General features: G+C 58.8%; 9 protein-coding genes. 5 read left to right on the forward strand and 4 right to left on the reverse strand.

From position 1 onward, the window contains the following. Positions 1-105: 105 nt before the first annotated feature. Positions 106-1,737 carry an exosortase E/protease, VPEID-CTERM system gene (gene xrtE / locus VO84_RS08000; protein ID WP_058187142.1) on the reverse strand — a complete coding sequence of 544 codons (1,632 nt, stop codon included), beginning with the start codon at positions 1,735-1,737 and terminating at the stop codon, positions 106-108. 76 nt (positions 1,738-1,813) lie between these two features. Next, positions 1,814-2,059: a hypothetical protein gene (locus VO84_RS22475; RefSeq protein WP_157439794.1), complete on the reverse strand. Its 246-nt coding sequence runs from the start codon at positions 2,057-2,059 to the stop codon at positions 1,814-1,816. A gap of 589 nt (positions 2,060-2,648) precedes the next feature. On the opposite strand from VO84_RS22475, the gene abc-f reads away from it, so the two are divergent. Next, positions 2,649-4,598: a ribosomal protection-like ABC-F family protein gene (gene abc-f, locus VO84_RS08005; protein WP_058187144.1), complete on the forward strand. Its 1,950-nt coding sequence runs from the start codon at positions 2,649-2,651 to the stop codon at positions 4,596-4,598. Between the two features lie 52 nt (positions 4,599-4,650). On the opposite strand, the gene VO84_RS08010 is transcribed toward abc-f, so the two are convergent. Next, a complete protein-coding gene (locus VO84_RS08010) occupies positions 4,651-5,424 on the reverse strand; it encodes a sulfite exporter TauE/SafE family protein (RefSeq protein ID WP_331458399.1) in 774 nt (257 codons plus the stop codon). A 61-nt stretch (positions 5,425-5,485) separates the two neighbouring features. Between VO84_RS08010 and VO84_RS08015 the strand changes: the two genes are divergently transcribed. The 4 genes from VO84_RS08015 (at position 5,486) to VO84_RS08030 (ending at position 12,577) form a co-directional block, all read left to right on the forward strand. Further along, positions 5,486-8,332, forward strand: coding sequence for a phosphoenolpyruvate carboxylase (locus VO84_RS08015; protein WP_058187147.1), 2,847 nt, complete (start codon positions 5,486-5,488; stop codon positions 8,330-8,332). Positions 8,333-8,538: 206 nt separating this feature from the next. Beyond that, positions 8,539-9,513: a cysteine synthase A gene (gene cysK / locus VO84_RS08020; RefSeq protein WP_058187148.1), complete on the forward strand. Its 975-nt coding sequence runs from the start codon at positions 8,539-8,541 to the stop codon at positions 9,511-9,513. A 72-nt stretch (positions 9,514-9,585) separates the two neighbouring features. Further along, positions 9,586-10,314 (forward strand): serine O-acetyltransferase, encoded by a 729-nt coding sequence (cysE, locus tag VO84_RS08025; protein WP_058187149.1) that lies wholly within the window; start codon positions 9,586-9,588, stop codon positions 10,312-10,314. 97 nt (positions 10,315-10,411) lie between these two features. Beyond that, complete coding sequence (locus VO84_RS08030; RefSeq protein ID WP_058187150.1) at positions 10,412-12,577, forward strand: PKD domain-containing protein; 2,166 nt, start codon at positions 10,412-10,414, stop codon at positions 12,575-12,577. A 24-nt stretch (positions 12,578-12,601) separates the two neighbouring features. On the opposite strand, the gene VO84_RS08035 is transcribed toward VO84_RS08030, so the two are convergent. Further along, entirely contained in the window at positions 12,602-13,768 is a 1,167-nt protein-coding gene (locus VO84_RS08035) for a tetratricopeptide repeat protein (protein ID WP_058187151.1), read from the reverse strand. Between the last annotated feature and the right edge of the window lie 26 nt (positions 13,769-13,794).

A 13,794-nucleotide genomic window follows, 5' to 3' on the forward strand; every position in this document is an offset into this window, starting at 1 on the left:
TTTACTTATTCAGTATGCGCAAGGAGGGTATCGCGGTTCTGCAGCCACTGGCAAATTACTTTCTATACGCTGAGGGAAACACTTGAGGCAGGCGTGCGATGAGCTTTACCAGAGTCCCCAATCACCGCGCATCAGCACCCATGCGGCCAGCAGCAGATTACTCACTGCATGTGCGGCAACCGCATCGCCAAGCCGGCCTTTGTATCGAGCCAGCACGGCATAAGCCAGCCCGGCCGCCGTGCCAACCATCCATTGCTGACCATGCATCAGCCCAAAGACCAGCGAGGAGATCACTATCGAGACCACAGTGAGCCTTCCGAGCGGAAGACCGTCGAAGCCGTGGCTCACCAGCCTGCGCGCCAGAAATCCACGAAAGGCGAGTTCCTCAGCCAGGGGCACGGTAACTACGGCTGCGGCTATGCGAATCGAGATCCACGCCCAGCGAGCAGGGAGAGAAAGCTGGTTCAGATCCGTTCCCAGCGCGGTTGTGGCTGGATGCGCTTCTCTGAAATGCGGAAAGATCCAGACCAGAAAGACAGCCGCGCCAATCGCCAGCGACTCCCAGCCGAAGCGCCATTGAATAGTCTTATATGTTTTGCGGTAGTGCCAGATTGCCCAGCCCGCAGCCACAAACCGCAACGGATAGAGCCATTCAAAATGCCCTGAAGCAGATCTGGAAATGAAAGACGCGGCGAGAATCGCCAAGAACGGAACCAGATAGGCGGCAGTGGCAGGAGATTCTTCTTTTGTGCGTGTCCGCGTGCCAGATACAGCAAGCGCGGGAATCCCCATGCCGCTCACATGGCTGCCTGACACAAATGTCGCAGACGGATTTCGGCGAACCCAGCGCAGCTTGCCCGCCGCCATTGCGAACAGGTATGCCACCGCCGTGAAGGCAATCCATCCCGCCTGCGAGTGGAAGCCAACCATTGCTATCTCAGGCGCTCCCGCGTTGCCAATAAGGATCAGAACCACCAGCCGTGCTATGTTCAAGGTCCATGCGGCGGCAAGCGCGCAGGGAATAAGCACCAGCGCTTGCGGAAAGCGGTTCTCCTTGCGGAAGAACAGCAGCCACGCCACGGTAAAGATCAGGATCAGCCCAAGCCCTTCCAGCCCTGAACAGGCTGGTTCCACGCTCACGCAAAAGCGTTCCGTGCCGAGTACAAAGGTTGCCGGATCCACCACAACGGAAGGCAGCATCCATCCAAGCACCGCCGCAGCCGAGCGAAAAGCAAGAACCTGCAGGACACGTCCCTGTGTCATCACGTTGAGGTTCCATGCGGTCTGCATCGGAAACCGCAGACACCAGGCGGCCACGCCCACGAGCAGCGAGTAGAGCCACAGTTTGCCCGTGGCATCAATCATTTCCTTGAATGCGCGGAATGGAATGCAGGCCATCGCGGCAAGAGTCAGTCCCGCCAGCACCACCAGGCTGATAGCTGCGGAAGAGACGAAGATCCAGACGCCGTCAGCATGCCGGGAAACCAGCGCAGCACCCCACGCCGCACCTACGCATACAAGATGAAGAGCGAAGAAACCACCCCGGAATTGCAGCGGGACACGCATTGCCTTGAGCGTCCGGTAGCCAAGGCAGGTGAACGCGGCAAGTGCCGCAATGCCGATGGGAGCCAGCGGAGCAATCAGCAGGCCCACATGCACAATGCTCCCAAGAATCGCGGCATCGATCGCCACGATTAGCAGGAACAAGTGAACGCGCCCCAGCATATGCGAAGGCATACGAAGGCTGAAGCCGGACCGGGAACTCGCGTTCGCGGTCCACGCAGGATTAGAAAATGAATTCAGGACTTGCTGCCTAGCTTCGGCGCCGTGAGCGCATGACAGTCAGCATGCCGGCAAGCAGTGACACTCCACCGATAGCCGAGCCGGGATCGATCTCAGGGGCACGGAGCGGCGGTAAAGTACGGCCCGAAGTTGGCGGAGGCGGAGCTGGAACATCGGGTTGAGGATAGCGGACCGGACCCAGCGCGCGAGCTGAACTCGATTCAGTCGGAGACGTAAGGTGGCCGCCGGCAAACAAACTTTGATCTGCTGCGTACACGCTCGGACTCATGCTCAAAACAAATCCGGCACAAACCAAGGAGCATTTCAAAAGGAACTTCAAAACTACACTCTCACGTCTTCTCAGGAGCCCCGCCCGAACTCGAAAACATTTTCATCCCCTCTGCGTTCTCATTGGCCTGTCCTGCGCCTGATTTTTGATAGGAATGCTTGTTTTTCTGTACGGGTTATGTCATCCAGCATTGCGTTTTGATGCCGTGCAGTCGTGCAGCATACAAAACAGTTGAATTGTCCGGTCGGCAACATCCCGGCTGCGCCACTGACTCTCTGAGCCTGCAAACCAACGCTTGTAGTCTAGAGAACTGGCGAAACTTCTTCCACAGTGATTCTTTCGGAACGGCGCCCGTAATTCAAACAATTTCCATGAGTTAGCCGATGCAAATAGTAATCGTGGGAACTCACACGGGTACTTCCCACTTTGGAGTCAGATGGTAAATCGCTTTGGTACTTTCAAGTCATTTAGTCATAGCACTCTCGATGTACTTGCCCGTCTAAATCGCTTAAAAGCCTCATTCCGGCCAACGGATGCACCCCCCATCGGTAACCTGCTCTGCGAAAATTAGGTCTGAATGCTCTCTCTTCAAAATGCGGGAAAACGCTTTGGGCCGCGCGTCCTGTTCATGGAAGCCAACTGGCTCATCCGCGCAAAAGAAAAAACCGCGCTCGTAGGCGCCAACGGCACCGGAAAATCCACGCTGATGAAGGTGCTCGCCGGGCTGGAGCAACTCGACTATGGCGAAATCCAGCAGACACGCGGCATGAGCATCGGCTATCTGCCACAGGAGGGTCTGCGGCTTACCGGCCGCACCATCTTTGACGAGTGCCTCACGGTCTTCGACGAGATTCACGCCATGGAGCGCGAGATCGAGCAACTCGGGGGCCGCATGTCGGAGCTCGATCACTCAAGCGCCGAATATGAGTCCACCGCGCAGCGCTTCTCTCTCCTGCAGGAACGCTTTCATGCGCTCGATGGCTACGCGCTGGGCGCGCAGGTCGGCTCCGTGCTTACCGGCCTCGGCTTCGGCAAAGAGGATTGGTCGCGCAGAACCGATGAGTTCTCCGGCGGCTGGCAGATGCGCATCGCGCTGGCCAAGCTGCTACTCGCCAAACCAAATCTGCTCCTGTTGGACGAGCCTACAAACCATCTTGATCTCGAAACTCGCAACTGGCTTGAAGAGTATTTGAAGTCGTATCCGTTCGGGTACATTCTCATCTCGCACGACCGCTATTTTCTCGATGTGACTATCGATCGCACCGTGGAGATATGGAACAAGCGGCTCAACATCTATCAAGGCAACTACACGAAATACCTCCGGCAGAAGGATGACCGCCGCGCGCAGCTTGAGGCGGCGTACCGCAACCAGCGCGGGCAGATCGAGCACCTTGAAGCCTTCATCAACCGCTTTCGCGCTCAGGCCACGAAGGCGAAACAGGTGCAGAGCCGCATCAAGGAACTCGAAAAGATCGAGCGCATCGAAATTCCTGAAGAAGAGCCCGTCATTCATTTCAGCTTTCCTCAGCCGCCGCCTTCGGGCCGCACAGTAGTGGAGGCTGAAGGGCTCTCCAAAAGCTACGGCGAAAAGCATGTACTCCATAATGTGCGTTTCAACATTGAGCGCGGTGATCGAGTAGCGCTTGTCGGTGTGAACGGCGCTGGCAAATCCACACTCATCAAGCTGCTTACTGGTGTCGAAACGCCGACAACCGGTACAGTTAAGCTCGGCCACAACGTCGTCAGCGAGTACTTCGCGCAGGACCAGTACAAGGTGCTTGACCCCGAGGCGCGCATGTTGGATGACATCAGCCGCGCAGCGCTGAAGGTACCTGATTCCGAGTTGCGCTCGCTTCTCGGGTGCTTCCTCTTCAGCGGCGACGATGTCTTCAAGAAGCTCAGCGTGCTTTCCGGCGGCGAGCGCAATCGCTACGCGCTCGCGCGCATTCTCGTTTCGCCCTCGAACTTCCTCTTGCTCGACGAACCAACCAACCACCTCGACATGCGCGCCAAAGATGTGCTGCTCGAAGCTATCGCCAACTTCTCAGGCACCGTTGTCTTCGTCTCCCACGATCGCTACTTCATCGACAGGCTGGCCACGCGCGTGCTGGAAGTGGAGAACGGCACGGTGATAAGCCACGAAGGCAACTACGAGGACTACCTGCGGCGCAAAGAAGGACTTGCCGTCCAGACGATTGCGCCTGTGGCGCCATCCGTGCTGAAGCCTGCGCCGGTGGAAATGCAAAGTGCAGCCGCTGAGGATAAGGCCGATCCGCAGAAAGACAAGCCAAAACGCCTGAATCCCATTAAGCAAAAGCAGATGGAAGATCGCTGCACATTCCTCGAAGAAGAGATCCCGCGCATCGAATCCTCCATCGCCCACACCGAGCAGCAGCTCGCCGTCTTCGTCTCAGCGCAGGAGACCCAGCGCCTCACCACGCTGGCAGAAGACCTTCGCGCGCAGCTCGGCACTCTTACCGGCGAGTGGGAAGAGCTGATGCTGCAGCTGGAGGAACAAACGGTTTAAGCAAGAGCTATTTTCGCTACGCCGCCGTCAGATTCATGCAAATTCGAAGCGGCTACAGCTTTCCATGAACGGCCTCTGCTAGCAGTAGCAGGCCAACTGCAACCAGGCCGAAGTACACATACTTTACAAACCCTTCACGTTCCATGCGGTGATTAAGAAACCTGCCGAGAAATATGGCCGGAACTGCCACGGGAAGCGATACAAGGTAATAATGCGTCACTGCCGGAACCCACAATCCGGCCCACCAATATCCTGCAAGAGCTATCAGGCTGGCCGGCAGAAAATATGCCTGGAGCGTCGCGCGGAAGTGCTGTGCGGTCCATTGCCGCATGGCTCCATAGATGGCGAGTGGCGGCCCGTTCATCCCGTAGGCGCCTCCAAGAATGCCGGCAGCAAAGCCACACACGAGAAGTAGCCGGATATCATCCTGCTGCAAAATGATTCGTCTTGATGCAAGCAGGGAATACAGAGAAAACCCGATGATAGTTAAGGCCAGGACCACCTTGACCGATATGGGATGACCACTGGTTAGAAGGAGCAGGCCAATCGGGATTCCGAAGATGGTTGCGCCGATCAGCCAGCTTGCGCTGCGGAGATGAATGCGCCGCCAGTCCTGAAGAATAACGATTCCACCTATTGTGACGGACAGAAGGGTGGCCAGCGGAGTTGCGACGGTGACAGGGATAAAGAGAGCGAGAAGAGGGACTGCGACAAGGGCCTCTCCGAAGCCGAATGTGGAACGAATCAAAGTGGCAGTAAAAATGATCAGCAAGATACAGGGCAATACCATGTTGAATACAATCGACTCCCGAAAAATCCCAACCATTCCATTAGACATGGTCCCAAGCGCCATCGCACGTGGATGAGTCGTGGATAATTTAAATACGATGGCACTTTTATGGAGTCCCGAGAGCTGGTCAAAGCGGCTGGCAGAGTTGGAAGCCCGATCCGGCGATCTGAAAGCTGTTCCTCTGCGGCGAGACGTCCGTTCGCTCGGCATTCTGCTTGGCGAAGTCCTGCGCGAGCAGGCCGGCGACGATTTCTTTGAACTGGTCGAGGCACTGCGCAAGGGCACCATCCGCCGCCGCGCAGCAGAGAACCGCCGCAATCGCAAAGAAGCGGAGCGCCAGGCTGCTGAAGCGCTCAAGCTTGTACATTCGCTTCCTATCGAGCAGGCCGTTCTGCTCTCGCGTGCCTTCGCCTTCTACTTTGAGCTCATCAACCTGGCGGAAACCAACCATCGCAAGCGCCGCCGCCTGGCTTTGCAACTCTCCGGTGAAGCTGCCGAACAGCGCGGCTCACTTGCCGGAACCTTCGCCATCATGAAGCGCGTAGGCATCGGCTCGGAAGAGGCTCTGGAATGGCTGCGCCGCGTGCTGATTGTGCCGGTCTTTACCGCGCATCCGACGGAAGTGGCCCGCCGATCTGTAATGTTCAAGCGCCGCCGCATCGGTGAATTCCTCGCCGCGCTTGACCGCATCCCAACGCCGCGGCAGGAGCTGGCGCACCTCGAAGACTCAATCCGCGCGGAGATCACCAGCCTGTGGCAAACAGACGAGGTACGCTCGCGTAGACCCACTGTGTACGACGAGATCAAGATGGGGCTCGATTACTACGATGTCGCCATCTTCGCTACGCTTCCCGTGCTTTACGAAGAAATCTCTGAAGCCTTGCGCTGCGTCTACGGCCTCAAGATTGAGCCGCACAATCTTCCACAGGTCTTGCGCTTCGGCTCGTGGATCGGCGGCGACCGCGACGGCAATCCCTTCGTTACGCCGGAGGTCACGCGCGATGCCATCCGTCTCGCTCGCATGCACCTGCTGGCCTTCTATCGCCGGCAACTGGAGCGCATCATCGACCTGCTCACCTCCAGCGCCCAACAGATCCCCGTCAGCCGCGAGCTTCGCAAGCGCCTCGAAGATTACATCGAACAGCTTCATGTGCCTGCCGAGCAGGTCTTCGGCGAGCAGTTCGAATTCGAGCATTATCGCCGCTTCGTTCTCTGCATCAAAGCGCGCGTGCGGCGCACCCTGGAGTCGGCCATCGGCAGCTCGCTGCCGGCCTTGAGTAGAGGAGTTTCAGGCCAGGGCCATGAGCTTCTCGCAGAAGCGCTGCCTGTATACAGCTCCGCGCAGGAGCTGCTCGACGATCTTGAAACTCTCCGCGCCTCGCTTGCCGCCAATCGCGGGCTGCGAATTGCTCGCTCCCTCATCGATCCATTAATCCTGCAGGTCCGCACCTTCGGGCTGCATCTGCACACGCTGGATATTCGCCAGCACGCGCGCATTCACGCTCAAGCCCTCAAAGAGGCAGCCGCAGACGCCATCGCACCGGATCTGCCCGGAGCGCTCTCCGCGGAGACGGCAGGAGTTCTCGAAACCTTTCGCGTCATCGCCGAGACCAAGCGCAGCGGCTCGCCCGAGGCCATTCGTCATTACGTCATCAGTGGCGCATCCTCCGTGGATGACGTGCTCGCCGTAGTGCGCCTGGCGCGGCTCGGCGGAGCGCGCATGGAAGGCTCCAAAACCGATCCCGGCCTCATGCCCGTGCCTCTCTTCGAGTCCATTGAAGACCTGCGCCAGGCTCCGGATATCTGCCGTGAGCTCTGGTCGCGCCCCGACTATCGCCAGCTCCTCGCCACATGGAACAACTGGCAGGAAGTCATGCTCGGCTACTCGGACTCCAATAAAGACGGCGGCATGCTCACCAGCACCTGGGAGATCTTCCGCGCGCACCGCGATCTGCATACCGTCGCGCGCGAATGCGGCGTAAAGCTGCGTCTCTTTCACGGCCGCGGCGGCACCGTAGGCCGCGGCGGCGGACCGACGCATCGGGCCATCTTCGCGCAGCCCATGGATTCCTTTGAGGGCCAGCTCCGCATTACTGAGCAGGGTGAAGTGCTGAACTTCAAATATGCGGACGAAGTCCTTGCAGAGCGCAACCTGGAGTTGATGATTGCCGCTTCGATCGATGCGCTTGCCCGTCCCAACGCGCGTGATCCCAAAGGCCACTTCACTGGCATCCTTAAGCCAGAGTGGGAAGCCGCCCTCGACGAGCTCTCAGAAATCTCTTTCGGCTTCTATCGCGAAAACATCCTCGACAACCCCAGCGTCATTACCTACTTCGAGCAGTCCACGCCGGTAGGTGAGCTCGAACAGGCCAAAATCGGATCGCGCCCCGCGCGCCGCAAAGCCTCGCGCAATATCGCTGACCTGCGCGCCATCCCCTGGGTCTTCGGCTGGACGCAGTCGCGCCTGCTCGTGCCCGCATGGTTCGGCGTTGGCCATGCCATCGAGCAATACCTCGCGCCTCCCGGCACATCCAAGGTGCGTCTCAAGCTGCTTCAGGAGATGGCCCGCGAGTTCCCGCTCTTCATCGACCTCGTCCGCAATGTGGAGATGGCGCTCGGCAAAGCCGATCTCGCCACGGCCAAGCTCTACTCCTCGCTCGTCGAAGACTCCAGGCTCCGCGATTACGTCTACGAGATGCTCGAAGCAGAATTTCACCGCAGCGTGCGTGCCGTCCTCGCCATCACCGGCCAGAAGCAGCTTCTCGAAGGCAATGAGGTCCTCGCCAACTCCATCCGCCTCCGCAATCCCTACGTTGATCCCATGCACCTCATCCAGGTCGACATGCTGCGCCGCAAGCGCACCGGGGAAAACACGCCGGAGGTGAACCGGGCTATCTCGGCAACCATTAGCGGAATCGCGGCAGGTCTGCGGAATACCGGCTGAGCCGTCTCCACCCACTTGCATCCACCCACCCCCGGGGTCTACGCTAAACCCATGCGTCGATGTCGCTAACACCGTCCTGGTGCGAGTTTCCGATGCTCACGTGTGCCTGCCTGCGCCGTTCCTGCCCCGCCACACAAGCTCTCACCAATCCCTGACCACAATTTTTAAGACCGCGGGGCTTCTTCCCGCCAAAAGAGGAGAACGTTATGGCGCATATTGCCGCAAATGTTACGGAACTGATTGGAGGCACGCCGCTGGTCAAGCTGAATCGCCTGGCCGCCGGTCTGCCCGCTACCGTTGTTGCCAAGCTGGAGAGCCGCAACCCGCTTGCCAGCGTGAAAGACCGCATCGGCTTTGCCATGATTGATGCCGCCGAGAAGGCCGGCAAGATCAAACCGGGCGAGACTGTTCTCATCGAGCCCACCAGCGGTAACACAGGCATCGCGCTGGCATTTGTGGCCGCCGTCAAGGGTTACAAGCTGATCCTCACCATGCCGGAGACCATGAGCGTGGAGCGTCGCGTGCTGCTTAAGGCCTTTGGAGCCGAGATTGTGCTCACTCCCGGGCCCAACGGCATGAAGGGGGCCATCGCCAAGGCCAATGAGATTCTGGCCAAGACGCCGAACGGCTTCATCCTTCAGCAGTTCGACAACCCCGCCAATCCCGCCATCCATGTGGCCACTACAGGTCCGGAAATCTGGAACGACACCGATGGCGCGGTGGACATTCTCATCTCCGGCGTAGGCACCGGCGGCACCATCACCGGCGTTGCGCAGTACATCAAGCCGCTCAAGCCATCGTTCAAGGCCATTGCCGTAGAGCCAGTGGACAGCCCGGTGCTCAGCGGCGGCAAGCCCGGCCCACACAAAATTCAGGGCATTGGCGCAGGCTTTGTGCCGTCCATTCTCGATACGAAGCTCGTCGATGAAGTCATCCAGGTAACCAATGAAGAGTCCATCGAGATCGCCCGCAGGGCTCCCAAGGAAGAAGGCATCTTCGTCGGCATCTCATCAGGCGCGGCGCTGGCTGCTGCGCTCAAGGTGGCTGCCCGCCCTGAGAACGCAGGCAAGCTGATCGTCGTCGTGCTCCCGGACTTCGGCGAGCGCTATCTGTCGAGCGTGCTCTTCGATTCACTCCGCCAGGAAGTTCTGGCGCTGCCAACGGAAACAGTTACGCTGTAAGAACGAGGGATCAGGGGTCAGAGATCAGTAAGAAACTGCTGACAACTGATCCCTGATCTCTGATCCCTGCCTATGTTCGATCGCATCCGCGAAGATATTCGCACCGTTTTCGAGCGCGACCCCGCAGCCCACTCGTGGTTGGCGGTGGTTACGTGCTATCCGGGCCTCTGGGCGGTATGGTTCCATCGTGCCGCGCACCGGCTCTGGAAGGCACATTTTCGCCTCATTGCGCGCATCCTCTCGCAGAAGGCGCGCTTCCTCACCGGCATTGAGATTCATCCCGCAGCCACCATCGGCCGCCGCCTGTTTATCGATCACGGAATGGGCGTGGTCATCGGCGAAACCGCGGTCATCGGCAATGATGTAACGCTCTATCAGGGCGTCACTCTCGGCGGCACAGGCAAAGGCCACGGCAAGCGCCACCCAACCATCTGCAACAACGTCTTCATCGGCAACAACACCAACGTGCTCGGTAACATCTCCATTGGTGCGAACTCCCGCATCGGCGCCGGCTCCGTTGTGTTGACCGATGTGCCGCCCAACTCAACCGCCGTAGGAGTACCCGCGCACATTGTCTATCGCAACGGTGAGCGCATCCTCATTACAGATCCGCACGAGATCAAAGACCCGCTCTCAGATGCGCTCATCGCTCTTTCCGGCCGCATGGATCATCTCGAAGCGAAGCTTGGCAGCGTCGCGCGCCAGGCCGAGCCCTTTGCCGCGGAAGAGGCCGATCGCACTGCGTATCGCAAGGAGCTGGATCTGCTCTCGGAGTATGTATCCATGGGGGAAGGGATTTAGGGGCGAAGGCATCTAGCGCTACTGAATTCAGGCTAAACGTCGGCAGTGAGTGCTATCGTGGATGAGTCCTCGCATCCTCATCCGGAGCCTTTGTTTCTTGTCCCGCGTTCGCACGCTGCTTGCCTGCATCCTCGCCGTTCCCACGCTCCTTCAGGCAGCTCCGCATATCTACCCCGTACCCGTCCCGCAGGAGCTGCGCTCCACCGCTTTCACCGTCACGGTAAACGGCAAGCCAGTCGATGTGGCCCACGCCGCAGCAAGCTACGATTTCGCAAACTTCGATATCACCGGCGCAGTCGACATCGAGATCACTGCCGCCGAGCCGGGCTTCTGGGATCACGGCGTGGACATAGAGCCGTGGCGGCTTGGAATCCGCGCACAGCGCACCGGCCAGACCATTCGTTTCCACCTCTCCGGTCCAGCCAAGCTCTCCATCAGCCGCCCCCGCGACTTTCTGAACCACGCCTCCATGCTCTTTCTCTTCGCAGGCTCTCCGCCACCCGCGCCGCCCAAAGGCCCCAACATAAAAACCTATTCCGCCGGCGTGTATCACGAGAGCCTGAATCCCAAAACTGGCGACACGCTGTATCTCGCTCCTGGCGCGTACATCTACGGCAGCCTGAATCTCTGGCGGGTGGATAACGTAAAGGTGCTGGGCCGTGGCGTCATCATTTATGACGGCCCGCAGAACCCCAATGACGACGACGGCTGGATGCAGAAGCCCGATTGGCACTGCGTAGACTCACTCGAAGCCCATCACGTCGAGGTCGATGGACTCACCTGCATCCTGCGCTCGCGCACCTGGTCCATCCAGATGAAGGATTCTTCAGATTTCACCTATGATGACCTGCGCGTAGTCGGAGGAAATCCCGGCAACGCCAACCAGGACGGCATGGACTGGGTGGGCTCATCGAACGGTGTGGTCCGCAATTCTTTCTTTCGCGCGTCCGATGATGTCATTGCGCTGATGGGCAACTGGGATGGCTACACAGAGGCCGATATGCTCCGTCCCGGCAAGGATGTGCATGACATTCTGGTGGAGAACAGCCAGCTTTCCACCAGTATCTCCAACATCGTCCGCGCTGGCTGGCCGCAGAAGATCTTTAACTCGCGCAACTTTACTCTCCGCAACTCCGACATTCTGCATGCCGGCATCGGCGCATGCATTCAGACTTTCGGCCTCATCGGTTTCTGGGGCGCAAAGGACGCCAAAGGCCTGCATCAGAACTACACCTTTGAGAATCTATTCCTCGACAACTGGTACTCGCTCGCGCAACTGGAGCAGGAGCAGCCTGCCCTCAAGAATTTCACCTTTCGCAATATCTGGGCGCTCGATCAACCGCCAATGGTAGAGTCCAACATCAAAGGCGATGTATCCGGCGTAACGTTTGAAAACGTAAAGTACGGCCAGCGCGTAGCGGAAAACAACGCCGATCTGCCGCTGTTTGTGAATGCTCCCGAGCAGCCGCATTACGCGCCCTCACCCGGCCCTATTGCAAGCTTCACACTCGACAAGCCGATTGTCGCAATCAACCAGGACGTCATCTTTACGGCAAACAAGTCTACGAATGTCGCGTACACATGGTACTTCGGCGATGGAACCACGGCGCAGGGCCGCAAGGTTCATCACACTTACAAAGATACCGACGGTTCCGATCTCGATGGAACCAATGGCGCAGGGCGCTTCCGCCTGCTGCTGCAGGTTAAGGACGAAAAGGGCCACGAAGACTGGGCCGCGCAGGGTCTTGTCGTAGTTGCCAAATGGCAGGATGCCACTCCGGCTGCTGGACCGATGCTTCCCGGTCTTGCGTTTCAGGTCTACGCGGGTTCATGGACGGAACTGCCTGATCTCAAGAAAGAGACCGCTGTCATCACCGGCGAGTCGCCTAACCTGAACGCGGATGCGCGCGGCTTCGAGCGATATGCTGTCGCGTGGGATGGCCTTCTCGATATTCCCGCAGACGGCGGCTATACCTTCCATCTCATGGATCGCGATGGCGCGCGCCTCGTTCTTGACGGCATAGAAGTGGCTCGCACAGGTGCACCCTTTGCAAATACCTGCGGCTCTATCGGCAACGCCGTGCGCTATGATCGCGGCTCACTCGGCCTGCACGCTGGCTTGCATACGTTTCACGTGGAGCAGCTTCACAACGCCAGCAATGGCGCACCGCGCGTGTTGTGGGAGGGCCCATCTCTGCCGACTGCCGACATTCCTTCCGCAGCCTTCACCCATCCGCGCCAGGACATCATCACCGCGCGATAGCCAACTTACTTTAAGATAGCCGGCTTACTTTTTCTCCGGCGTGTCAGGCTTTTCCGGTGGGGGCATTCCCATCACCTTGACCAGCCGGTCGTCCTCAGCTTTGTTCAGGCTATTAGTCTTTTCAAACTCAGCCTTGGCATCCGCTGTTCGTCCCATCGCGCGATAAAGCCGCGCCAGCCGCCAGTGTGCGGCTGCATCCTTTGGAGCCAGTCCGATCGCTTCTTTCAATTCCGTCACAGCGGCATCGTTCTGGCCCGCGTCCGCATACAGCGTGCCCAGATCCCGATGTGCCATCGGATTCTGCGGCATCAGCTTCACCAGCTTCTCAAGCGACACCTGTGCTTGCTCTGCGTTGCCGGTCTTCATCTGCGTATCGGCCAGGTAAAGCATAGCTAATGCATGCTGCGGATTATTCTTAAGCTCGGCCTCAAACTGCGCCGTCGCTTCGTCATACTGCGCCTTGGTCCAGAGCAGATAGCCCAGGCCGAAATGCACATTCGGCTGCTTGGGATCCACGGCAATCGCCGCGCGAAATTCTTTCTGCGCACCGAGCGGATCGTGCATCTCATCCAGCGCTTCACCGACAATCATGTCCGCTTCTGCCGATTCCGCATTCAGTGCGACGATGCGATGAAATGCATCCAGCACGCACTGATACTCCTTCGCAAATAAGCAGCTATGCGCCAGCGTCAACTGCAGCTCAAGGTTCTGCGTATCGCCATCCGCGGCGCGCTTCAGATAAGGAGTTGCGGCAGCGTACTCGCCCAGCCCGTAGTACGACATGCCAACGAGCAGCGTCACCCGCTGGTCGCCCGGGTTCGCTTTCGACATGGGCGAAAACATCTCGATGGCCTGCTTGTAGTCCCCATTCTTGAAGTACGCTAGGCCGAGATTCGGTCGCAGTCCCGGCATCGCCGGTGCAATCGTCAGCGCCTTGCGATATGCCGCAATCGCCTCACTAAAATGCCCCTGCCGTGCTTCAAGCTGGCCAATGTGTGCAAGCGGCTCAGGCTCTCCGGGATGATGCGCGGAATATGCCCGCCACTCCGCTGCCGCCTGCGCATTTTGTCCCTGTTGCTCCAGCGCGCTCGTATTTGGCCGCGCATCTGCCTGCGCGTGAGCTAGCAACACTCCGGTCAGCGCCATAAGAGCAAAGCCAGAAGCCCATCGATACGCGGCATGGAAATTCATTTCACCTCTTAAAGTTTTTACCCTTT

It is taken from the genome of Occallatibacter gabretensis (assembly GCF_001449115.1).
Taxonomy (GTDB): Bacteria; Acidobacteriota; Terriglobia; order Terriglobales; family Acidobacteriaceae; genus Telmatobacter; species Telmatobacter gabretensis.

What these genes read in the sequence shown, in the direction of transcription:
- VO84_RS08035 (WP_058187151.1), bottom strand. Translation starts at nt 13,768, where the DNA reads ATGAATTTCCATGCCGCGTATCGATGGGCTTCTGGCTTTGCTCTTATG.
- cysK (WP_058187148.1), top strand. Translation starts at nt 8,539, where the DNA reads ATGGCGCATATTGCCGCAAATGTTACGGAACTGATTGGAGGCACGCCG.
- xrtE (WP_058187142.1), bottom strand. Translation starts at nt 1,737, where the DNA reads ATGCCTTCGCATATGCTGGGGCGCGTTCACTTGTTCCTGCTAATCGTG.
- VO84_RS08015 (WP_058187147.1), top strand. Translation starts at nt 5,486, where the DNA reads ATGGCACTTTTATGGAGTCCCGAGAGCTGGTCAAAGCGGCTGGCAGAG.
- VO84_RS08010 (WP_331458399.1), bottom strand. Translation starts at nt 5,424, where the DNA reads ATGGTTGGGATTTTTCGGGAGTCGATTGTATTCAACATGGTATTGCCC.
- abc-f (WP_058187144.1), top strand. Translation starts at nt 2,649, where the DNA reads ATGCTCTCTCTTCAAAATGCGGGAAAACGCTTTGGGCCGCGCGTCCTG.
- cysE (WP_058187149.1), top strand. Translation starts at nt 9,586, where the DNA reads ATGTTCGATCGCATCCGCGAAGATATTCGCACCGTTTTCGAGCGCGAC.